Annotated in this window: 19 protein-coding genes; 10 read left to right on the top strand and 9 right to left on the bottom strand. The window is 63.2% G+C overall.

Annotation, left to right across the window (positions count from 1 at the left end; translation table 11 throughout):
* Positions 1-44: 44 nt before the first annotated feature.
* Together APH44_RS17560 and APH44_RS17555 are read right to left on the bottom strand one after the other, a co-directional pair.
* On the bottom strand, positions 45-1,592 hold the full coding sequence (locus APH44_RS17560) for an AmpG family muropeptide MFS transporter (protein WP_054893837.1): 1,548 nt from the start codon (positions 1,590-1,592) through the stop codon (positions 45-47).
* A gap of 43 nt (positions 1,593-1,635) precedes the next feature.
* Positions 1,636-1,989, bottom strand: a complete 354-nt coding sequence (locus tag APH44_RS17555; protein WP_054893836.1) for an MGMT family protein — start codon at positions 1,987-1,989, stop codon at positions 1,636-1,638.
* Between the two features lie 153 nt (positions 1,990-2,142).
* Here APH44_RS17555 and APH44_RS17550 point away from each other — a divergent pair, with 153 nt between their 5' ends.
* The 5 genes from APH44_RS17550 to groL all read left to right on the top strand — a co-directional run bounded on the left by APH44_RS17550 (position 2,143) and on the right by groL (position 6,747).
* Entirely contained in the window at positions 2,143-3,150 is a 1,008-nt protein-coding gene (locus tag APH44_RS17550; protein WP_054893835.1) for a DUF481 domain-containing protein, read from the top strand.
* 96 nt (positions 3,151-3,246) lie between these two features.
* Complete coding sequence (locus APH44_RS17545) at positions 3,247-3,978, top strand: HugZ family protein (RefSeq protein ID WP_054893834.1); 732 nt, start codon at positions 3,247-3,249, stop codon at positions 3,976-3,978.
* Positions 3,979-4,043: 65 nt separating this feature from the next.
* A complete protein-coding gene (locus APH44_RS17540) occupies positions 4,044-4,505 on the top strand; it encodes an FxsA family protein (protein WP_054893833.1) in 462 nt (153 codons plus the stop codon).
* 260 nt (positions 4,506-4,765) lie between these two features.
* Positions 4,766-5,059 (top strand): co-chaperone GroES, encoded by a 294-nt coding sequence (locus APH44_RS17535; RefSeq protein ID WP_029614823.1) that lies wholly within the window; start codon positions 4,766-4,768, stop codon positions 5,057-5,059.
* A 44-nt stretch (positions 5,060-5,103) separates the two neighbouring features.
* The gene (gene groL / locus APH44_RS17530) at positions 5,104-6,747 is read left to right on the top strand and encodes a chaperonin GroEL (protein WP_054893832.1); all 1,644 of its coding nucleotides are present in this window, start codon (positions 5,104-5,106) and stop codon (positions 6,745-6,747) included.
* A gap of 81 nt (positions 6,748-6,828) precedes the next feature.
* On the opposite strand, the gene APH44_RS17525 is transcribed toward groL, so the two are convergent.
* Positions 6,829-7,554 (bottom strand): phosphatase PAP2 family protein, encoded by a 726-nt coding sequence (locus APH44_RS17525; protein ID WP_054893831.1) that lies wholly within the window; start codon positions 7,552-7,554, stop codon positions 6,829-6,831.
* A gap of 189 nt (positions 7,555-7,743) precedes the next feature.
* Between APH44_RS17525 and colR the strand changes: the two genes are divergently transcribed.
* From colR to APH44_RS17500, 5 genes are all read left to right on the top strand, one after another.
* Positions 7,744-8,427 carry a two-component system response regulator ColR gene (gene colR / locus APH44_RS17520; protein WP_054893830.1) on the top strand — a complete coding sequence of 228 codons (684 nt, stop codon included), beginning with the start codon at positions 7,744-7,746 and terminating at the stop codon, positions 8,425-8,427.
* On the top strand, positions 8,417-9,736 hold the full coding sequence (locus tag APH44_RS17515) for a HAMP domain-containing sensor histidine kinase (RefSeq protein WP_054893829.1): 1,320 nt from the start codon (positions 8,417-8,419) through the stop codon (positions 9,734-9,736). The genes colR and APH44_RS17515 overlap by 11 nt, the downstream gene beginning before the upstream one ends.
* 151 nt (positions 9,737-9,887) lie before the next feature.
* The gene (locus APH44_RS17510) at positions 9,888-10,568 is read left to right on the top strand and encodes a class I SAM-dependent methyltransferase (RefSeq protein ID WP_054893828.1); all 681 of its coding nucleotides are present in this window, start codon (positions 9,888-9,890) and stop codon (positions 10,566-10,568) included.
* 7 nt (positions 10,569-10,575) lie between these two features.
* On the top strand, positions 10,576-11,274 hold the full coding sequence (locus tag APH44_RS17505; protein ID WP_054893827.1) for a lipopolysaccharide kinase InaA family protein: 699 nt from the start codon (positions 10,576-10,578) through the stop codon (positions 11,272-11,274).
* A complete protein-coding gene (locus APH44_RS17500; RefSeq protein ID WP_054893826.1) occupies positions 11,274-11,510 on the top strand; it encodes a hypothetical protein in 237 nt (78 codons plus the stop codon). The genes APH44_RS17505 and APH44_RS17500 overlap by 1 nt, the downstream gene beginning before the upstream one ends.
* A 46-nt stretch (positions 11,511-11,556) precedes the next feature.
* Here APH44_RS17500 and APH44_RS17495 read toward each other — a convergent pair whose 3' ends face one another.
* The 6 genes from APH44_RS17495 to APH44_RS17470 form a co-directional block, all read right to left on the bottom strand.
* Positions 11,557-14,640 carry a multidrug efflux RND transporter permease subunit gene (locus tag APH44_RS17495; RefSeq protein ID WP_054893825.1) on the bottom strand — a complete coding sequence of 1,028 codons (3,084 nt, stop codon included), beginning with the start codon at positions 14,638-14,640 and terminating at the stop codon, positions 11,557-11,559.
* Between the two features lie 13 nt (positions 14,641-14,653).
* Positions 14,654-15,784, bottom strand: a complete 1,131-nt coding sequence (locus APH44_RS17490) for an efflux RND transporter periplasmic adaptor subunit (RefSeq protein WP_054893824.1) — start codon at positions 15,782-15,784, stop codon at positions 14,654-14,656.
* Between the two features lie 219 nt (positions 15,785-16,003).
* Positions 16,004-17,101 (bottom strand): DUF1513 domain-containing protein, encoded by a 1,098-nt coding sequence (locus tag APH44_RS17485; RefSeq protein WP_054893823.1) that lies wholly within the window; start codon positions 17,099-17,101, stop codon positions 16,004-16,006.
* A 2-nt stretch (positions 17,102-17,103) separates the two neighbouring features.
* Positions 17,104-18,168 carry an imelysin family protein gene (locus tag APH44_RS17480; protein WP_054893822.1) on the bottom strand — a complete coding sequence of 355 codons (1,065 nt, stop codon included), beginning with the start codon at positions 18,166-18,168 and terminating at the stop codon, positions 17,104-17,106.
* An 18-nt stretch (positions 18,169-18,186) separates the two neighbouring features.
* Positions 18,187-19,614: a di-heme oxidoredictase family protein gene (locus APH44_RS17475; protein WP_054893821.1), complete on the bottom strand. Its 1,428-nt coding sequence runs from the start codon at positions 19,612-19,614 to the stop codon at positions 18,187-18,189.
* A 189-nt stretch (positions 19,615-19,803) separates the two neighbouring features.
* A complete protein-coding gene (locus APH44_RS17470) occupies positions 19,804-21,135 on the bottom strand; it encodes an imelysin family protein (protein WP_054893820.1) in 1,332 nt (443 codons plus the stop codon).
* Between the last annotated feature and the right edge of the window lie 54 nt (positions 21,136-21,189).

The raw sequence follows: 21,189 nt of genomic DNA, 5'->3' as shown, positions 1-21,189 counted from the left end.
CGGTTCGGCGCCCCGACTTGCCCGCGAAAAGGATGAGGTGACTGTCAGGGCTGCTCGGTCACCGAGTTCTCTGCTTGCGCCTGCTTGCCGCGTCCCACTTCCTGGCGCCAGTGCAGCGCGATCAGGATCAGCGTGGGCACGCCCAGCAGGGCGGTGATCATGAAGAAGTTGTGATAGCCGAACTTCTCCACCATCACCCCGGAATAGCCGCCGATCAGCCGCGGCAGCAAGAGCATGATCGAGCTCAGCAGTGCGTACTGGGTGGCCGAGAACTTCAGGTTGGTCAGGCTAGACAGGTAGGCAACGAACGCCGAGGTCGCCATGCCGGAGCTGAAGTTGTCCAGCGAGATGGTCACCACCAGCATTTCCAGGTTCGGCCCCATGTCGGCCAGCATCACGAACAGGATGTTGGTACCTGCCGACGCCACGCCGCCGATGAACAGGATCGGCAGGATGCCGAAGCGCACGATCAGCAGCCCGCCGACACCGGCACCGACCAGGGTCATGATCAGGCCGAAGATCTTGCTGACGCTGGCGATCTGGTCCTTGGTGAAGCCCATGTCGATGTAGAACACGTTGGCCATGACGCCCATCACGGTGTCCGACATCCGGTACGTGGCGATAAGCCCCAGCAACAGCAAGGCCTGCCAGCGGTAGCGGACGATGAAGTCGTTGACCGGCGTGAGTACCGGCGCCAGGCCGCGGCGGCCCATGGAAGACAGGCAGGCCCAGGTCAGCAGTGCATAGAGGATCAGGCGCAGGAAGGCGCGGTCTTCGAGCAGCAGGTCGAGCATGGTCGAGTCGCCGAACACCACGCTGGCCCAGTCGGTGTTGAACATCTGGGTGAAGCTGGCGGGCACCGACACCAGCAGGATGATCAGCACGAACACCGACACCAGCTGATGCATCAACCCGTAGCGCGCCGCCGACAGCTGCGTGCGCAGCGGCACGGGGGGCTCACGCATCACCAGTGTGGTGAACAGCGCCGGCAGCATGAGGATGCCGAACAGCACGTAGGTGCCGGTCCAGGCTTTGTGCAGGTAGCTGAAACCGGTGGAGCCGAACCATTCGGCGAAGAACAGCGCGCCAGCGGTGGCCAGTAGTGCCGCGACCCGATAGCCAGCCATGTAGCTGGCGGCGAGGGCAGCCTGGCGCTGGTCATCGGCGATTTCCAGGCGGTAGGCGTCGACGGCGATGTCCTGGGTGGCCGAGGCGAAGGCCACCAGCACCGCCAGGGCGATCAGCCAGGACAGGTGTTTCTGCGGATCGCACAGGCCCATGCCCATGAGCCCTACGACGACCAGCACCTGCGACAGCAGCAGCCACGAGCGACGCCGTCCCATGCCGCCGAGCAGCGGCAGGCGCCATTGGTCGAGCAGCGGCGACCAGACCCATTTGAACGCGTAGGCCAGACCGATCAGGCTGGCATAGCCGATGGTCTCGCGGGCGACACCGGCTTCGCGCAGCCACACCGAAAGCGTTGAAAACACCAGCATGTAGGGCAGGCCGGCGGCGAAACCGAGCAACAACAGCACCAAGGTCGACGGGCTGGCATAGGCAGCGAGCGCAGCGCGCCAGGTTTTACGGGGCATGGGCCAACATCTGCCTCAAGTTTGCGAAAACAAAGCGCGCACTCTAACCGCTGTGCTCCATTGGGCGCCAGCCATGGCGCGACATATCCACTCGATTATTGGCCACATTCACGCCCTCTGCGCGCAGCCTGGCGCGTTGTTCGTCGCCCGACGGCGTACCCGACGCGAGGCTCAGGCGGCCACCGGCCCCGAGCACCCGGTGCCAAGGCAGTCGTGTGTCAGACGGCAGTTGCCCGAGGGTGCGCCCGACCCAGCGTGCAGCGCGGCCAAGGCCGGCCAGTTCCGCCAATTGGCCGTAACTGATCACCTTGCCAGCCGGCACTTGGCCGAGCACCGAATACAGTGCCATTCGTCGGGCTTCGGGTTCGTCCGGATGCGGAATCGATTGATCAGACATCAGGCAATTCCTGATCTGAAGGTGAAACAAGATGAAAAGTTGACGGAAATGAGAATTGAACTCGTAGGCATAGGCCCGGTCTGTCCTTGCTCTGGTCGTGGGTATCTGGATAATGCCCGACTTTTTTCGTCCAACCGAACGCAAATTCTGCCTATGTCTTCTAGAGCTTTGCTGTGCCTTTTCGCCGCCACCCTCTCTGCGCCCGTGCTGGCCGACACCGTCTGGATGAAGAACGGTGACCGCCTGAGCGGCAAGATCAAGGTCTTCGACGGCGGCAAGCTGCTGCTCGAAACACCCTATGGCGGCAGTATCGCCCTGGACTGGAAGCAGGTTCAGACCCTCGAAAGCGACCAGGAACTGTTGGTCAAGCAGGACGCCTACTCCGGCGAGAAGGCCAAGTCGCTCAAGGCCGCCGAAGCCGGCAAGGTGACCTTGGCCAACGGCGATGCGCCCAAGACCGTGGAGCTCGCCAGTATCGAGCAGATCATGAAGCCGCGCCCGCTGGTCGAGGACTTCCTGTGGAAAGGTAATGTCGACCTGGCGCTGGACTACAAACGTGCCGAAAACGACACCGACGACTACGACGTCAGCTTCAAGACCACCGCGCGCCATGGCCGCTGGCGGCACAACGCCGAAGGCGAGTACAACCGCGAAACCAAGGACGATGTCACCACCACCAACAACTGGAGCGCCGAGTACGCGCTGGACCGTTTCCTCACCGAAAAATGGTTCTGGCAGGGGCGCCTGGAATACAAGCGTGACCAGATCGAGAATCTGGCACGCCAGCGTACCGTCGGTACTGGCCCGGGCTATCAGTTCTGGGACGACGAGCTGGGCGCGTTCTCGCTTGGTTCGCTGATCAACCGCACCGACTACGAATACCGCGATGGCGGCAAGGATAACTTCTATTCGGCAGCGGTGAAGTGGGACTACAACCGCTACCTGATCGGCAAGAAGGTCGAGTTCTTCACCACCGGTGAGCTCGGCAAGCCATTCGGTTCGGTCGCCGATTACTCGCTGGATGCCGAGATGGGCCTGCGCTACAAGGTGACCGAGTGGGCCTCGCTCAACCTCAAGGCCGAGAAGGACCTGATCAAGGGCACCAGCGACAGCGACCTGGACAAGACCCGCTACACCGCAGGTTTCGGTGTGGCCTGGTAAGACCGCTCGCACGGGGCTGTACAGCGCTCCTGTGGCAGGCGGCGGTGATAATGATTATCTTGTCACCCATCCAGTCCGCTGCCCCAGGAGTTCCCCGTGAGTACCAACGCCATCCGCCCCGCCCGGGAACTGCTGCTCGAAGAGTACCGTGGCGTTCTCTCGACCCTTTCCAAGTCCATGCCTGGCTTCCCCTTCGGTTCGGTGGTGCCCTACTGCCTGGACGCCCAAGGGCACCCGCTGATCCTCATCAGCCGTATCGCCCAGCACACCCATAACCTGCAGAAGGATGCCAAGTGCTCGCTGCTGGTGGGCGAGCGTGACGCCGAAGACGTGCAGGCGGTCGGCCGCCTGACAGTGATGGCCGAGGCGCGCAAGCTGACCGACGAAGCCGCCATCGACGCGGCTGCTGCGCGCTACTACCGGTACTTCCCCGATGCCAGCAACTACCACAAGGCCCACGATTTCGATTTCTGGGTGCTGGAACCTGTGCGGCATCGCTACATCGGCGGTTTCGGCGCAATCCACTGGCTCGACGACGTCACCTTGGCCAATCCTTTCGCCGGGGCGGCAGAAGCCAGCATGATCGAGCACATGAACAGCGATCATGCCAACGCCATCGCCCATTACGTCGAGCTCACCGGTCTGCCGCGCAGTGCACCGGCCGAGATGGTCGGCATCGACAGCGAGGGGATGCACCTGCGCATCGGCCAGGCGATTCACTGGCTGGCGTTCCCGAACACTTGCAATACGCCGACACAAGTGCGCGAAGCCTTGGTATTGCTGGCACGCGCCGACCAGTGGCCCACTCCGGCGAAGGTCGAGGGTTGAAATCGCGAGCAGTTGCATCCATTTGAGGTCTTATTGGAAGGTTCTCTTCCGTCGAGGAATCCTTGATGCGTGCTTTTCTACTGCTGTTCCTGATTTTCCCGGTGCTGGAGTTGTTCGTCTTCGTCAAAGTCAGCGCCGCCATTGGTTTCTTCCCGGCGCTGCTGCTGATCATCGCCGGTTCCGCCCTCGGTCTGCTGGTCATGCGCCTGGCCGGGCTGGCGACGGCGCTGCGCGCCCGTGAAAGCCTGCAGCGCGGCGAACTGCCCGCTGAGGACATGTTCCAGGGCCTGATGCTGGCCGTGGGTGGTGGCTTGCTGCTGCTGCCGGGCTTCATTAGCGACGTGCTGGGCCTGCTGTGCCTGCTCCCATTCACCCGCCATCTGGTTGCGCGCAAGTTGCGTCAACGGGCCGAGGCCCAGGCCACGCGCCAGCGGGCGTTCCAGGATGATCCGTTCAACGGGCAGCCGCGCGATGGCGGTCACCGTCCGAATGTGATCGAGGGCGAATACGAGCGCCGCGATCAGTGATCGACAAATGAACCCAAAGGGGCCGCTATGCGGCCCCTGCTTTTTTCGGCGTGTACACGCCGATTAAAAAAATTCCATGGCAAGCCTTGTAATCGAATCGAGCGGCCTCATGTATGTGTCACCGCAAGGTTTCTGGTGGCGACACCAGACATGACACGCGGGGTTCGCAGGCCGCGAGCCCCCTCCGGCAACGCCGGATAGCCTCAACCCGCCGGTGTCGACACCGGCCGATGAAAACCACAATTTGGGAGAGATCGACAATGAAGCTTCGTCCTCTGCATGACCGCGTCGTCATCCGTCGCAGCGAAGAAGAATCGAAAACCGCTGGCGGTATCGTCCTGCCGGGTTCGGCCGCTGAAAAACCAAACCGCGGCGAAGTTGTCGCCGTTGGCACCGGTCGCGTCCTGGACAACGGCGAAGTTCGCGCGCTGGCCGTGAAAGTGGGTGACAAAGTGGTTTTCGGCCCTTACTCGGGCAGCAACACCGTGAAAGTCGATGGCGAAGACCTGCTGGTGATGGCCGAGAACGAAATCCTCGCCGTCATCGAAGGCTGATTTCCCCGATTTCCCTGCTAAAGAATTCCAAGGATTAAACGATCATGGCTGCTAAAGACGTAAAATTCGGCGATTCCGCCCGCAAGAAAATGCTCGTTGGTGTCAACGTTCTGGCTGACGCTGTCAAAGCCACCCTGGGCCCGAAAGGCCGTAACGTTGTCCTGGCCAAGAGCTTCGGCGCTCCAACCATCACCAAAGACGGTGTTTCGGTTGCCAAGGAAATCGAACTGAAGGACGCCTTCGAGAACATGGGCGCCCAGCTGGTCAAGGAAGTTGCTTCCAAGGCCAACGACGCTGCCGGTGACGGCACCACCACTGCTACCGTTCTGGCTCAGGCCATTGTCAACGAAGGCCTGAAGGCCGTCGCTGCCGGCATGAACCCGATGGACCTCAAGCGCGGTATCGACAAGGCCACCGCTGCCGTCGTCGCCGAGCTGAAGAACCTGTCCAAGCCATGCGCCGACTCCAAGGCCATCGCTCAGGTCGGCACCATCTCCGCCAACTCCGACAGCTCCATCGGTGAAATCATCGCCGAAGCCATGGAAAAAGTCGGTAAAGAAGGCGTGATCACCGTTGAAGAAGGCTCGGGCCTGGAAAACGAACTGTCCGTCGTAGAAGGCATGCAGTTCGACCGTGGCTACCTGTCGCCGTACTTCATCAACAAGCCTGACACCATGGTTGCCGAGCTCGAAGGCCCGCTGCTGCTGCTGGTCGACAAGAAGATCTCGAACATCCGCGAACTGCTGCCGGTTCTGGAAGCTGTTGCCAAGTCGGGCCGTCCGCTGCTGATCGTTGCCGAAGACGTCGAAGGCGAAGCCCTGGCTACCCTGGTGGTCAACAACATGCGCGGCATCGTCAAGGTTGCTGCGGTCAAGGCCCCAGGCTTTGGCGACCGCCGCAAGGCCATGCTGCAGGACATCGCCGTCCTGACCGGCGGCCAGGTCATCTCCGAAGAAATCGGCCTGACCCTGGAAACCACCACCCTGGAGCACCTGGGCAACGCCAAGCGCGTCATCCTGTCCAAGGAAAACACCACCATCATCGACGGTGCTGGCGTTGACGCCGACATCGAAGCACGCGTCAAGCAGATCCGTGCCCAGATCGAAGAGACTTCCTCGGACTACGACCGTGAGAAGCTGCAAGAGCGTCTGGCCAAGCTGGCTGGCGGTGTTGCCGTGATCAAGGTCGGTGCTGGCACCGAAGTCGAGATGAAAGAGAAGAAAGCCCGCGTTGAAGACGCCCTGCATGCTACCCGTGCAGCCGTTGAAGAAGGCGTGGTGCCTGGCGGTGGTGTTGCCCTGGTTCGCGCCCTGGCAGCCATTACCGAGCTCAAAGGCGACAACGAAGACCAGAACGTCGGTATCTCCCTGCTGCGTCGCGCTGTCGAAGCGCCGCTGCGTCAGATCACTGCCAACGCCGGCGACGAGCCAAGCGTTGTGGCCGACAAGGTCAAGCAGGGTTCGGGCAACTACGGCTACAACGCCGCTACCGGCGAATACGGCGACATGATCGAGATGGGCATCCTGGACCCAGCCAAGGTCACCCGTTCGGCGCTGCAAGCCGCCGCTTCGATCGGTGGTCTGATGATCACCACCGAGGCCATGGTTGCTGACCTGCCGGAAGACAAGCCAGCTGCTGGCGGTATGCCAGACATGGGCGGCATGGGTGGCATGGGCGGCATGATGTAAGCCAGCCCTGGCCCTAGCTGCATGAAAAAGCCCCGCCTTGTGCGGGGCTTTTTCATGCGCGTGTGTCAGACCTGCGTCGACTCAGGCAATGCCGCGTTCAGCCACGGTCACCCTTGCCATCCCCCTGCGATAGAGCACCAGGTAATAGCAGCCCAATCCGATCAACCAGCAGAACACGGCGGTCCAGACGTTGTGCGAGAGAAAGTGCGCGCCCTGCATCATCCGGCCTACCGATAGCACCACCCCGACACCTGCCGCGAGGGCAAAGGCACCACGTGCCAGGCGTGGCTTGCGGTCACGCAGCACGAAGAACAATGCGAACAGGCTGAAGCCGGTCGCTGCATGGCCGCCGGGCCAGCACAGCCCTGGTTTGTCGGTCGCTGGCCGCGCTTCGAGCAGTTTGCTGTAGGTTTCCTTGCCGCCGAACTGGGTCAGGCTCCACGGGCACTGCACCGCCGTCAGTTGCTTGAGTGGCGTGACAAAACCGGTGGACAGCCCCAGGGCCAGCACCAGGCAACCCAGTTCGCGACGCCAACTGCCCAGGCGTGACCAGAAGAAACTGGCGATGAACGCCACTACCGCCAGCAGCCCGACACCGATCACCGCCTGCTTGACCCGGTCATGCAGGATGGTCTCCAGGAAGTAGCTATGGCGCCCGATGAATTGACCCACGGACGGATCGAACATCAGGTTGGCCACGTCCATGTCCAGCGATGTGGCCTCGAGCAGCAGCAGAACCAGTGCGGTAGCCAGGGGGATGCCAAGGTACAGCCAGAGGTTGATCGGGCGGGGTCGGGCGGTGTGCATGAAGGCTCCACAGGCAAGGGGGAAGGCACGAAAGATCGGGCATTTTCGGTCCGCGGCTATGCTCTGTGTGTGAAGGATCAGTGAAAAAAGCGTCAGTTACGCTGTTTTTCCACCAAGGCTGGCGATGCTTGGCCAATGGCCGTAAGCTGCGCCTGCCGCGCACAGCGAAGCGCCGCACAGGAGACCCCGATGCGCATTCTACTGGTTGAAGACAACCGCGATATCCTCGCCAACCTGGCTGATTACCTGGGCATGAAAGGCTACACCGTCGACTGCGCCCAGGACGGCCTGTCGGGCCTGCACCTGGCCGCGACCGAACACTATGACCTGATCGTGCTCGATATCATGCTGCCCGGCATCGATGGCTACACCCTGTGCAAGCGCCTGCGCGAAGACGCCCGCCGCGACACCCCGGTGATCATGCTGACCGCCCGCGACCAGCTGGACGATCGCCTGCAGGGCTTCCGTTCCGGGGCCGACGATTACCTGCTCAAGCCTTTCGCCTTGTCCGAATTGGCCGCGCGCATCGAGGCGGTGCTGCGTCGCGCCCAGGGCGGCGGTCGGCGTACGCTGCAGGTGGCAGACCTGAGCTACGACCTCGACACGCTGGAAGTCACCCGTCAGGGCAAGCTGCTCAAACTCAACCCGGTCGGCCTGAAGTTGCTGGCGGTGCTGATGCAGAAGAGCCCGCACGTGCTGCGACGCGAAGTCCTCGAAGAAGCCCTGTGGGGCGACGACTGCCCCGACAGCGACAGCTTGCGCAGCCATGTCCACCAACTGCGCCAGGTGATCGACAAACCGTTCGAAAAGCCCCTGCTGCATACGGTCCATGGCGTCGGCTATCGCCTCGCCGAGGGTCGCGATGGAGTTTAAGCAGAGCCTTGCCCAGCGCATCATCATTGCCTTTGCACTGATGAGCGCGTTGGTCGCCGGCGCGTTTGCTTTCGGCATCGTCGCCACTGTTCACCTGGTCGAAGAACGCCTGATTTCCTCGGTGCTGGGGGGGGATCTGCAGCGTCTGCTGCGCATGGACAGCGTCAGTGACTGGAGCCACCGCCCGCGCCCTGACCAGTTGTTCTACTTCAGCGGCGGTCGCGATGATTTCGAGTTGCCCAAAGACCTGCGTCACCTCGATGCCGGCTTCCATGAAGTGTTCCGCGACCAGCTCTCCTACCACGCCATGGTCGAGGTCGTGGACGGTCGTCGCTATGTACTGTTGCAGGACCAGAGCGATTTCGAGGAGCGTGAGCGGGTGCTGTTCGCCGTGGTGGTGGTGGGCTTTCTGCTCAGCCTGGTGCTGGCGGCATTCCTTGGCTGGCTGCTGGCGCGCCGGGTCATGGCGCCGGTGATTCGTCTGGCGCGCCAAGTCCGCCATCGTGACCAGTTGCTCGGTTTGGCGCCGCCGCTTGCGCCGGACTATGCCGCCGACGAAGTCGGGCAGTTGGCGGTGGCGTTCGACGATACCCTTGGTCGCTTGCGCGATGCGTTGACCCGCGAGCGACTGTTTACCAGCGATGTCAGCCATGAACTGCGCACCCCACTGATGGTGCTCGCGACTTCCTGCGAACTGCTGATGGAGAACACCGGCCTGGACAGTCGGTCACGCGCCCAGGTGGAACGGATCGCCCGTGCCACCGAGGAGATGCGCGAGCTGGTCAAGACCTTCCTCATGCTGGCCCGGGCCCAGCGTGACGAAGGTGCGGTGGCCTCGCGGGCCAGCCTGCGCGAGGTGGCTGATGATCTGATCGGCGTCTGGCGCGACACCATCGAGCAGAAGGGCCTGACCCTCTACTACGATGGCCGTGTCAGTGCCAGCCCGACCTTGTACAACGCCACCTTCCTGCAATCGGTGATGGGCAACCTGCTGCGCAACGCAGCGCATTACACCGATACCGGTTATATCCGCCTGAGCCTCGAGGCCCGCGGTTTCAGTGTCGAGGACAGCGGCGTGGGCATTCCCGAGGAGCAGCGCGAGGCTATGTTCAAGCCCTTCGTGCGCGGCGACGAGCGACGTGGCGAGGGGCTCGGCCTGGGGCTTTCGCTGGTACAGCGGATCTGCGACGACCAGGGCTGGCGCGTGACCCTGACCGCCACCGCGCCCCACGGCTGTCGTTTCCAGGTAGACCTGAGCCAGGGCACCGCGCTGGCGCATGAGCAGGAAATCGACACAACCCTGCAGTAGAAACCGGGGCCGTACGGCGGCCCCGATGCAGAATGTTGTGTAATGATTCGTAAGATTTAACCCTTTCGGGTGACAGTTTTTTCACATGGCGATGACCTGATGCCAACGCTTGCCCACCTAATGTGGTCGGCATTGAGTCAGGAGATGTCCCATGCGTAGCCCTATCAAACTCGAATTTTCCGAAAAGTACGATCAGCAGCACGCCCGTGAGTACTTCATCAAGCATCAGGATGGCCTGGCCCGTCGCCTTTCCCACACGCGTGACGAGCAACTTGCTCGCCGCGCCCTGACACTGACCGGCGAGCCGGGCCTGGTGCTCGACCTGCCATGCGGCGCCGGCCGTTTCTGGCCGCTGCTGGCAGAAAAACCCAACCGCGTGATCATCGGTGCAGACAATTCCGCTGCGATGATCGAGACAGCCTGTGCGTCGCAACCGCCAGCGGTGGTCGAGCGGGTACGCCCTTTGCAGACCTCAGCCTTTGCCATCGACCTGCCGGACAATTCGGTAGACAGCATTTTCTGCATGCGATTGTTCCACCACATCGGTGATCCAGCCCATCGCAAGACAATTCTTTCTGAATTTCAAAGGGTTAGCCGTGATAGCGTGATCCTGTCGCTGTGGGTGGATGGCAATTTCAAGGCATGGCGGCGCAAGAAGCTCGAACAACGACGCAGCGCCAAGGCGGAGCAGGACAGTTACCAGAATCGCTTTGTGTTACCTGCTGCTACGGTTGAAGAAGAATTTGTGACAGCAGGCTTCAGGATTCAGGAACGTCTCGACTTCCTGCCGTTCTATGCCATGTGGCGAGTCTATGTATTGCGAAAGGGGTGAGGGATTCATGGCAGCAACTCAGGGGCAGGTGTCGCAATTCGACTACTACTGGCAACAGCAGGGGGAATGGGTCGAGGAGCCCAATCAGCGACGTGGCGGTGAAAGTGGCGTGCAGCGCCTGGATGATGGCAACGGCCATCTGCTCTATGCCAAGCGCCAGGTCGGGCATATCTACCGCAGCCTGCTGCACCCCTTCGGCCGCCCCACGGTGTTGCGCGAGCTGGACGCCCTGAACAGCTTCGAGCAGTTGGGAGTGCGGGTGCCGCGTATCGTCTTTGCTGGTGCAGAACGCGATGCCGAGCACCAGTGGCGGGCGCTGTTGGTCAGTGAAGCGCTGGATGGATTCGTCGATCTCGACACCTGGCACGCCCAGGGTGCTCGCGAGCATTACCCGCAGGTGCTGCATGAACGCATGCTCAAGGACCTGGCTGACAACCTGGCGCGGATGCATCTGGGCCACTGGCAGCACGGCTGCCTGTACGGCAAGCATGTGTTCGTCAAGGTGAGCGGTGAAGGTGAGCAGGCGCGGGCCGAAGTGGCACTGCTGGACCTGGAGAAGTGCCGCCGCCGCATCAGTTGCCAGCGCGCGGCCTACAACGACCTGCGCCAGCTGCGCCGCCATTCGTCGTTCAATGAAGCGGAATGGCAAACCCTGCTCTACTTTTATGAGAGGGCGTTTGGCAGCGCTGTCAAAGGGTTAGGTTGATGAAACTAGAAATAGCTCGAGCTTTGTTCCTGGTGGCCGCGCTTGGCGTGACCAGCGTAGCCGTGGCGGCCTGGGAAGTGCCACGGCCGACCGTGTTCAGCAAGAGCGATGCGGCGGGGCAGTGCGCCACGCCGCGGGTGACAAAGCCAGAGCAGGCGCAGGCCCAGGCCCAGCCGGATCATGATCTGCTGTTGTTCCTGTTCGGGATGCGCCAGGGGCTGCGGCCGTTTGGCTGAACTTCAGGCACGAGGCCCCGCAGATGCGGGGCCTTGTTGTTTCTGGCTAATGGGTTTGTCGTTTTCCCAGGCTTGAGGTTGTACCACCGCTCCCTTGGCGCTCATCCGCCACCGTCCGATGCGCCAGCAAGGTGTATACGCAAGGCAGCACGAACAAGGTGAACAGTGTGCCGATCGACATGCCGGTGGCAATCACGATACCGATGTCGAACCGGCTCACGGCGCCGGCACCCGTCGCCAGGATCAGTGGCACCATGCCGAATACCATTGCTGCGGTGGTCATCAGCACCGGCCGCAGACGGATCGCCGCGGCTTCCTCGATCGCCTCGCGCACCCCCAGGCCTTTTTCCTCGCGCAGCTGGTTGGCGAACTCGACGATCAGGATGCCGTGCTTGCTGATCAGCCCGATCAATGTCACCAGCCCGACCTGGGTGTAGATGTTCATGCTCGAGACGCCAAGAAACAGCGGCAGCAGTGCGCCACAGATCGACAGCGGCACGGTCACCAGAATCACCAGCGGGTCGCGGAAGCTTTCGAACTGTGCTGCCAGCACCAGGAAAATGATCGCCAGGGCCAGACCGAAGGTCACCCACAGGGCGCTGCCTTCCTGGACGAACTGCCGCGCGGTGCCGGCATAGTCGAAGGCGAAGCCCTCCGGGGCCTCCTCTCGGGCGATGCTGCGGATGGTATCCAGCGCCTCGCCCATGCTGACCATCGGTACGCCCTGGATGATCGCCGAGTTCAACTGCTGGAACTGGTTGAGCTGGCGCGGTCGGGCCCGCTCGCTGAGGGTGATCAGGGTCGACAGGGGCAGCAACTGGTCCTGATCGTTCTTCACGTAATAGTTGTTCAGCCAGCCGGCGTTGTCGCGGTAGGCCCGCTCGACCTGGGCGATCACCTTGTAGCTGCGCCCTTCGAGGGTGAAACGGTTGATTTCCGCCTCGCCCAGCAGGGTGGCCAGCGTTCCGCCGAGGGTATCCATCGACACCCCCATCTGCGCCGCCTTGGCCCGGTCGATATCGACCACCACTTCGGGCTTGTCGAAGGCCAGGTCGATGTCGAGGAAAGCGAACTTGCCCGAGGCCTGGGCGCGCTCCTTGACGCGCTGTGCCACTTCCAGCAGGGCTGGGTAGTCGCCTGCGGTGTTGAGCACGAACTGGAACGGCAGGCCTTCGCCAGTGCCCGGCAACGATGGCAGGTTGAAGCCGAAGATCTGCAGCCCACCGATGTCCTCGAGCTTGGCCTGCACCAGCGGCAGCAGTTGCATCTGCGTACGTTCGCGATCGTTCCAGGGCTTGAGCAGAAAGCCGCCGATACCGCTTTGCACACCATTGAAACCGTTGATCTGGAACGAGGAGTAATACTCGGGGAAGGTCTTGAACAGTGGTGTGAAACGGTCGGTATAGGCGTTGAGGTAATCCAGGTTGGCCGGCTGCGGCGAGCTGCTCATCATGAAGATCACCCCCTGGTCTTCGTTGGGCGCCAGCTCGTTCTGGGTGAACTTGAGCAGTACCGGGATCAGGCACAGGATGATCACGGCGAAGACGAGGACCACCGGGCGGCTGTCGAGGGTGCCGTGCAGCAGACGCTGGTAACGTACTTTCAGACGCTCGAAGATCTGGTCCAGACGATGGGCCAGGCCTTTCTCGCTCTGCTCGGGGCGCAGCAGCAAGGCGCACATCATCGGTGACAGGGTCAGGGCCACGATGCCGGAGATCACCACCGCGCCCGCCAGGGTCAGGGCGAACTCCTTGAACAGCGCGCCGGTCAGCCCGGTGAGGAAGCCGATCGGTGCGTACACCGCCGCCAGGGTGATGGTCATCGACACCACCGGCATGGCGATTTCCCGCGCGCCTTCGAGGGCAGCGTCGAACGGCGTCTTGCCCTCTTCGATATGGCGATGGATGTTCTCCACCACGACGATCGCGTCATCCACCACCAGGCCGATGGCCAGGACCATGGCCAGCAAGGTCAGCAGGTTCAGCGAATACCCCATCATCTGCATGAAGAACAGCACGCCGATCATCGACAGCGGGATGGTGATCACCGGGATCAGCACTGAGCGCAGCGCACCGAGGAACAGGAACACCACGACGATGACGATCAGCACCGCTTCGCCGAGGGTCTTGATCACTTCATCGATGGAGGCCTGGATGAACAGCGTGGCGTCGTAGGCGATGGAGACTTTCAGTGCCGAGGGCAGCTGGCTTTCCAGGTCCGGCATGATTCGCCGCACCTCCTTGATCACCTCCAGCGGGTTGGCCGATGGCGTGGCCTTGATGCCGATGTACACCGACGGGATACCGTCGAAGGAGCTGACCGTGTCGTAGTTCTCCGCGCCCATCTCGATGCGCGCCACATCGCCGAGCAGCACACGACTGTCGCCGACGGTCTTGACCGGCAGGGCGGCGAAGGCTTCGGCGGACTTCAGTTCGGTGGTGGCATTGACGCTGGTGACCACGTATTCGCCCTTCACCTCGCCGGCGGCAGCCAGGAAGTTGTAGCGGCGCACCGCGCTGGTCACATCGGTGGCCGAAAGGCCGAACCCGGCCAGCTTCACCGGATCGACCCAGATGCGCATGGCGAACACCTGGTTGCCGAGGATTTCGGCTTCGGCCATGCCTGGCAGGGTCGCAAGCTTGGGCTGGATGACCCGTGACAGGTAGTCGGTGATCTGCGGGTTGCTCATTTCGCTGCTGTAGAAGCTGATGTACATCAGCGCCGAGGCATCGGCCGCCTCCTTGCTCAGGACCGGGTCTTCGGAGTCCTGCGGCAGTTTGTTGCGCACCTCGTTGGCCTTGGCCAGCAGTTGGGTGAACAGGCGATCCGTATCGGCACCGATGCGCGCGTAGACCGAGATCACCGAAAAGTTCTGGCGGCTGACGGAGGTCATGTAGTCGATGCCGTCGGCACTGGCCAGGCTCTGCTGCAGCGGTTGGGTGATGTAGCCCTGGATGGTCTCGGCGTTGGCGCCGGGATAGGCGGTGGTCACCGTGATCAGGGCGTTTTCCATCTGTGGGTACTGGCGGATCTGCAGCTTGCTCCAGGCCTGGAAGCCGAGCAGCAGGATCAGCAGGCTGACCACGCTGGCGAGTACGGGGCGGCGGATGAATGGGTCGGTGAATGCCATGCCAGCCTCCGCGTCAGTGGGGGGCCGCCGCGCCTTGGGCGTCGGCGGGCGACAGGGGCGGGTCCTGGCTGATGCGTATCGCAGCGCCCGGGCTGAGCTTGAGCTGTCCGGCGGTGACCACCTGTTCGCCAGCCTGCAGCCCCTTGCGCACCACCACCACGCCATCGCGGCGCTCGCCGGTCTGTACGGTGCGCTGCTCGGCGACCAGATGTGCCTGGCCGTCGTCGGCCTTCTTCTCGCCGACCACATACACCGAGTTGCCGTAAAGGGTGTAGGTGATCGCGCTCTCCGGCACCACCACCTGCAATTGCGGATCGGGCAGCAATACCAGCAGGCTGGCGAACATGCCCGGTAGCAGCTTGCCATCCGGGTTGGCCAGGGTGGCGCGCAGCAGCAGGTTGCGCGTGCTTTCCTCGACCTTGGGGTTGATCGCGCTGAGGCGGGCAGGGAAGGTCTGGCCGGGGAAAGCCGCCACCTGCACCAGCACCTGCTGGCCGAGGGACAACTGCGGTAGCGCCTGTTCGGGTACGTTGAAGTCGACGTAGAGGCTGGAGAGGTCCTGCAGCGTGGCAATCACCGTGCCGCTGGCCAGATAGTCGCCGACATCCACCTGGCGGATGCCGATGGTGCCGCTGAAGGGCGCCTTCATGCTTTTCTTGGCCAGCGAGGCCTTGAGCTGTTCGACCACGGCCTGGTTGCGCCGGTACTGGGCGGTGAGGCGGTCGAATTCACCGCGGGAGATGGCCGAGTCGCCTACCAGTTGGCTGCCGCGGCCGAAATCGACCTTGGCCAGGCCCAGGTCGGCCTGCGCGGTGCCCAGCAGCGCGGCCTCCTGTTCGCTGTCGAGTTCGAGCAGCAGTTGCCCGACCTTGACCTGTTGTCCGGAATCGAAATGCAGGTGCTTTACCGTCCCGGCCACTTCCAGGCTGAGTTCGACGCCCTGCAGCGCCTTTAGGCTGCCGACCGCCGGCAGGCGTTCCTGCCACTGGCGTTGCTCGGCCTTGGCGGCAGCGACGCTGATCGCGGGTTTGGGAGCGGAAAAGACCTGGATCTGGCGGTAGATCGAAAAGGCCTTGATGCCCCCCAGGGCGAGCACGATCAGCATCACCACTGCCAACATGATCAGCATGCGGCGGCGTAGCATGGTCCGGTTCCTTGGATGTGATTGTTATGGGTATGGCACGACCACGGGCGATCCTGCCCACGTGCGGATGAAGGCAAGTATTGACTGTTTTTCGGGAAGTGGGAGATGTATCGACTGGGCAGGCCCTATCGCAGGGCCTGCCTGCGCCCACTCCCCGTGGATGCCGGACCTGTGGGAGCGGGCTCGTCCCGCGATAGGGCCGGTGGGGCCAGTGCTGAATCAGACCAGATGCAGGTGATTGTCCCAAAGCCCGGATGGCAGATTCATGGGCTGCCCGACCAGCTCTGCCTTGCGGCAGTCGTAATAGCGGCAGCGCCCCTGCCCCGAGGTGACGACGAAGCCGTCCTTCACCGCGCCGACCCCGGCGCAATCGGGCATCGGCGCATCGAGCTTCACCGCGCCGCTGTCCAAGTCCCAGATGAACAGGCGGTTGGCCCGCGGCGCGGTCAGTGCCACCAGGCGCAGGTCACTGTGCACGGCGACACTGGCGGTGTACTGGGCCATCGACTGCAGTTGCCGCTCCGGCACCGGGAAGGCCTTGAACGCCTCGCCCGGACGCTTGATCGCCAGCAGTTCGGCGGTTTCTTCAGAACCTCCCATGAACTGCTGGCAGGCAAGGACGGTGCCGTCGTTGCCCACCGCGAGATGGCGCACGCTGTTCATCTGCTGGGCCAGCGTCTCCTTGCTAAGCAGCGTGCCATCACGCTGCATCAGCACCAGGCTCGGCTCCATGGCGTCGAGGTTCATCTCTACCCGGCTTTCGGCCTCGGTGCGGATGCCTCCGTTGGCCACCACCAGGGTTTCGCCGTCGGGCATCCAGGCCACTTCATGGGGGCCGACGCCATGGGTGGGGATCTCGCCGCTGTGTACCAGGCGCTGGCCCTCGAAACGGTAGACCCCGAGCACGCCGCGCCCGGGGTCGGTGGTGTCGTTCTCGGTGGCGTACAGCCACTCGCCATCCTTGTGGATGACGGCGTGGCCATAGAAGTGCCGGTTCGGTTGCGAGGTGATCGTCTGCAGCAGACGACCGTCGCGCAGGTCGATCAGGTAGCTTTCGGTACCTGGTCGACGGGCGACGAACAGGGCGACCGGCTGTTCGGGGTGATGAATGATTGCATGGCAACGCTGGGCCACCTGGGTGGCGAACACCTGGGTGCCGTCGAGGCGGTAGCCTACGGCATGGTGGCCGCCATCGGCATCGTCACGCGCCGACAGCAGCAGCGGCTCGCTGCCCTTGTTGCGCAGCAGGGTCCAGCCGCCGAGCGTCAGGGCGCTGAGCAGCACGCTACCGAGTTTGAGGGCCTGGCGTCGCAGCATGATCAGTCACCGTCGTTGGCATTGAAGCCCAGCTGGATATTCAACGCCTTGGCCAGCTCGCCTTCGTGCAGGCGGTGGACGACGTTGAGGCTGTCGTAGATCTGGTTGAGGGTCTGCTTGCCGGCATCGTCGGCGAGCAGTTCGCCCAGGGTCTTCTGGTTGTCAGCCAGCAGTTTGGCAGCGCTGGCGTAGGCATCGTCGATCTTTTGCGCCAGCGCGCTCTGATCTTTACCCAGCAGACCGCGCAGACCTTTGTTGTCGACCCCGGTCCAGACGGTTTCGGCGGCCTTGAGCGAAGCCTCCAGGCTCTTGAGCGAGGAGTGGCTGCGCCAGGCTTCGGCTTGCAGTGGCTGAGGGATACCCTTGCTCTGACGGCCCATGGGGGCGCCGAGTTTCTTCTTCAGCGTGTCCAGGGCGGTGACCTGGGCGCGCAGCAGGTCGGCGATCGCTTCATGCGAGTCGGCGTAGCGCTGGTTGGGGAACTTGGTCATCTGCGACAGCATGCCATCGGTACTGTTCCAGCTCTTGAGAATGTCTTCGGCCAGGGCTTTCTGGTGCTCGGCGATGGCCACCAGCAGCGGGCAGTAGCGGGCTTTCTGCTCGGCGGTGGCGATGTCCGGCTTGCTGTCGAAGAGGATGTACTCATAGGCCGACAGGCCACGGACCACGACGCTGGCCTTGCCGAGGCTGTCTGCGTCGACCGGCTTGTCGCCGCTGACCAGTTGCTCGACCTGGCGGCCGACCAGGTTCTTCTTGTCAGGCCAGAACTGCACCTGCCAGGCGCGGTTGCCTTCGGCCAATGGGCCGACCAGCAGCGGCTGCAGTTCGGCCCAAGCCTTCTGCGCGTTGAGGAAGTCGGCGCGGGCGGTGTCCAGGCTCTGCTTGCCTTCGCAATAAGCCAGGGCGCTGGCGGCCAGTTGGCGGTCGGCCTCGACCCAACGGCTGTAGGTCGGCAGGATCACCTGCTGGGCGATGGCGGCGGAGGTCACGGCTTGCTGGTCCTGCGGCGAGCAGGCGCCCAGGGCGATGGCGGCGAGGCTGGTGAACAACAGTTTGGGTCGGAACATGCCCGGCTCCTTGCGCGTTTAAAGTGAGTTCAGGAAAGCCAGCAGCGCGGCGCGTTGCTCGGCATTGAAGGTCAGTACTTGACGGCGTGCAGCCTCGGCTTCGCCGCCGTGCCAGAGCACGGCCTCGAGCAGATTGCGGGCGCGACCATCATGGAGGAACTGGGTGTGGCCGCTGACGGTTTCGGTCAGGCCGATGCCCCACAGCGGCGGCGTGCGCCAATCCTGGCCACCGGCGGCGAACTCGCTACGGTTGTCGGCAAGGCCTGGGCCCATGCCGTGCAGCAGCAGGTCGCTGTAGGGGCGGATCACCTGGTTGGCCAGTTCTGGCTCGACGTTGTCACTACCCGTGGTGAACTGCGGTGTGTGACAGCCCTGGCAGCCCGCCTGGAAGAACAGGTTCTTGCCGGCCAGCACCTGCGGCGAATTCACCTCGCGGCGTGCAGGCACCGCCAGGTTGCGGGTGTAGAACGTCACCAGGCGCAGGATGTTGTCGCTGACTTCCTTTTCGCCGTCGTCACCGTCGCCGTTGGGCGCGGCGCGGCATTCGACCTGTGCCGGCGTGCAATCGTCCTCGGGCTTGAGGGTGCTGGTCAGGCCCATGTCGCCAGCGAAGGCGTGGACGTTCTGCTGGTTGACGTTGGGTTGCCCGGCTTTCCATCCGAAGCGGCCGACCACGGTCTTGCCTTGGGCATCGTCCCAGACCCGGTTGGCGCGGCCGCGGATGCCGTCGTTGTTGCGATCATCCGGGTCTTCGTTGGCCAAAAGCGCAGCCTCCGGGATGGCCTCGAGCAGTCCGAGGCCGATCATGGGCGGGGCGACACGGGCGGAGATGCGTGTGTCCGGGTGCATCGGGCCGTAGCCGAGCTGGGTGATCTCCACGGTCGGGCGGCGCAGTTCGACCTGGTGGCCATCCTCGAAGGTGACGGTCTCGCTGTCGTAGCTGACCCGCACCTTGCCTTCCGGAGCTACGCCGGGGATCGACATGTCCTGCAGTTGCGTACCGTAGACCGGTTCGGGAACCACGCCGAGGCGTTCGATTTCCTTGATGAACTGCGGCTGGTCGGGGATCGACAGGCGCACCAGCATGGACACGGCATTGCGGGCCTCGGCCTCTGGCGGATGACCTCGGCCGTCACGGATGTGGCAGTTCTGGCAGGCATTGGTGTTGAACAGCGGGCCCAGGCCATCGCGTGCAGTGGTGGTCGAAGGTGCGATCACCCAGGGACTGCGGAAGAAGCTGTTGCCGACGCTGAAATCCAGGCGGCGCTCGGGCGTGAGGTTGGCCGAGGGCATCGAGAAGGCGTTACGGTCGCTGCGCAGGATCGTAGCCTTGCCGCCGGATAGCGCTTCGCCGGGCTCGGCCTGGGTGAAACGCGGAGCGTCGTCACAGGCGGCCAGGACGGTGACCATCAGCAGAAGTGGGAGTCGGGACAGCGACGAGGACATCGAGAATCCTGGGCGTGAGCGAAAAACCGGCGTGCAAGCTTAGCAAAATGGGGATGTTTGAATAAGAGCAATTTGCAATTGCCTGCTGAATCCGCTGGCTTGCCCGCGAAGGGGCGGGTTTGGTCAGCGCAAACCCGGATATGAAAAAGGCGACCCGAAGGCCGCCCCTTTCAAACCTTCACCCTGGCATCAGAACTCGTGGTCTGCGGTGTCCGGGTTCAGGTTGTCGATGCCCAGCTTGCCGGCGGCCTGCTCGATGGCACCGGTCTGCTTGACCAGCGCGGCGATGGCGTCACGCACCACCTGGTTGCCTGCAGCGTTATCGGCAGCGATCAGCTGGTCGTAGTGCTCGCCCTTGAGGGCGTGGTCGACGATCACCTGGATCTTCGCTTCGGTGTCCTGCAGGTCGGCCTTCAGGGTGGCGTCGGTGGCCGGGTCGACCTTGGCCACCAGCGACGACAGGCTAGGGCCGCTGACCTTGGAGCCGTCCGGACGGGTGTACTCGCCCAGGTAGATGTTGCGGATGCCCTTGGCGTCGTAGAAGTGCGACCAGTGGGTGTTGTCGCTGAAGCAGTCGTGCTCGTCTTCAGGCGAGTTGGCTTCCAGCGAGACCTTCATGCGCTCGCCCGCCAGTTCGCCCAGCGACAGGCTGCCCATACCGAACAGCATCTTGCGCAGGCCATCCTTGACCGGCTCGGCTTCCAGCGAAGCGCGGTAGTTGTCGGCGACGTTCGGTGCCCAGTTGCCGACCATCTCTTCGAGGTCGCTCACCAGCAGGTCGGTGACGGCTTTGAGGTAGGCGCGGCGACGGTCGTTGTGACCACCGGTGGCACCCTGGCCTTCGAGGTAGTCCGACGCCGGACGGTTGCCTGCGCCTGGGCCCGTGCCGTTGAGGTCCTGGCCCCAGAGCAGGAATTCGATGGCATGGTAGCCGGTGGCGACGTTGGCTTCGGAACCGCCCAGCTCGTTCAGGCTGGCCAGTTTCTCGGGCGTGATTTCCTTGACGTCGACCTTGTCTTCGCCGACCTGGATCTCAGGGTTGGCGATGATGTTGGCGTTGGCAGCCGGGTTGCCCAGGGCGTGCTCGTAGCTCTTGTCGACGTAGTCGATCAGGCCTTCGTCCAGGGGCCAGGCGTTCACTTGACCTTCCCAGTCGTCGATGATGGTGTTGCCGAAGCGGAAGGCTTCGCTCTGCAGGTAAGGAACGCGGGAAGCGACCCAGGCGTCCTTGGCGGCTTTCAGGGTCTCATCGTTGGGCTTGGCCAGGAACGCGTCGATGGCGGTCTGCAGTTGCTTGGCGGTGCTCAGCGAGTCGCTGTACACGGCATGAACCATTTCGGCGTAGTGCTTGACCACGGCCTGGGCAGCGGCTTCATCGACAGCCCCAGGTGCGGCAGCAGTGCTGGCGGCAGGTGCCTGGGCTTGCGGAGCGGCGGCCTTGTCGTCCTTGCCTTCGCCGCAGCCGGCGAGAGCGATGGCGATGGCCAGCAGACTGGCGGAGGCCAGAGGCATTCGAATCATTGTTGGTTTCCCTGCGTCGTTTGGTTGGACCATGTGTTGGAAGCGCTGCACCGT

Source organism: Pseudomonas sp. NBRC 111143 (genome assembly GCF_001320965.1).
GTDB lineage: Bacteria > Pseudomonadota > Gammaproteobacteria > Pseudomonadales > Pseudomonadaceae > Aquipseudomonas > Aquipseudomonas machongensis.
Note: the sequence above shows the minus strand (reverse complement) of the source record. Positions and strands in the feature narration are given on the sequence as shown.

Bases quoted from the DNA above. Each gene is read 5' to 3' on its own strand.
- APH44_RS17470 (WP_054893820.1), bottom strand. From the start codon at position 21,135: ATGATTCGAATGCCTCTGGCCTCCGCCAGTCTGCTGGCCATCGCCATC.
- APH44_RS17550 (WP_054893835.1), top strand. From the start codon at position 2,143: ATGTCTTCTAGAGCTTTGCTGTGCCTTTTCGCCGCCACCCTCTCTGCG.
- APH44_RS17505 (WP_054893827.1), top strand. From the start codon at position 10,576: ATGGCAGCAACTCAGGGGCAGGTGTCGCAATTCGACTACTACTGGCAA.
- APH44_RS17515 (WP_054893829.1), top strand. From the start codon at position 8,417: ATGGAGTTTAAGCAGAGCCTTGCCCAGCGCATCATCATTGCCTTTGCA.
- APH44_RS17525 (WP_054893831.1), bottom strand. From the start codon at position 7,554: ATGCACACCGCCCGACCCCGCCCGATCAACCTCTGGCTGTACCTTGGC.
- APH44_RS17485 (WP_054893823.1), bottom strand. From the start codon at position 17,101: ATGCTGCGACGCCAGGCCCTCAAACTCGGTAGCGTGCTGCTCAGCGCC.
- APH44_RS17555 (WP_054893836.1), bottom strand. From the start codon at position 1,989: ATGTCTGATCAATCGATTCCGCATCCGGACGAACCCGAAGCCCGACGA.
- APH44_RS17500 (WP_054893826.1), top strand. From the start codon at position 11,274: ATGAAACTAGAAATAGCTCGAGCTTTGTTCCTGGTGGCCGCGCTTGGC.
- APH44_RS17560 (WP_054893837.1), bottom strand. From the start codon at position 1,592: ATGCCCCGTAAAACCTGGCGCGCTGCGCTCGCTGCCTATGCCAGCCCG.
- APH44_RS17540 (WP_054893833.1), top strand. From the start codon at position 4,044: ATGCGTGCTTTTCTACTGCTGTTCCTGATTTTCCCGGTGCTGGAGTTG.
- colR (WP_054893830.1), top strand. From the start codon at position 7,744: ATGCGCATTCTACTGGTTGAAGACAACCGCGATATCCTCGCCAACCTG.
- APH44_RS17495 (WP_054893825.1), bottom strand. From the start codon at position 14,640: ATGGCATTCACCGACCCATTCATCCGCCGCCCCGTACTCGCCAGCGTG.
- APH44_RS17475 (WP_054893821.1), bottom strand. From the start codon at position 19,614: ATGTCCTCGTCGCTGTCCCGACTCCCACTTCTGCTGATGGTCACCGTC.
- APH44_RS17490 (WP_054893824.1), bottom strand. From the start codon at position 15,784: ATGCTACGCCGCCGCATGCTGATCATGTTGGCAGTGGTGATGCTGATC.
- groL (WP_054893832.1), top strand. From the start codon at position 5,104: ATGGCTGCTAAAGACGTAAAATTCGGCGATTCCGCCCGCAAGAAAATG.
- APH44_RS17535 (WP_029614823.1), top strand. From the start codon at position 4,766: ATGAAGCTTCGTCCTCTGCATGACCGCGTCGTCATCCGTCGCAGCGAA.
- APH44_RS17480 (WP_054893822.1), bottom strand. From the start codon at position 18,168: ATGTTCCGACCCAAACTGTTGTTCACCAGCCTCGCCGCCATCGCCCTG.
- APH44_RS17510 (WP_054893828.1), top strand. From the start codon at position 9,888: ATGCGTAGCCCTATCAAACTCGAATTTTCCGAAAAGTACGATCAGCAG.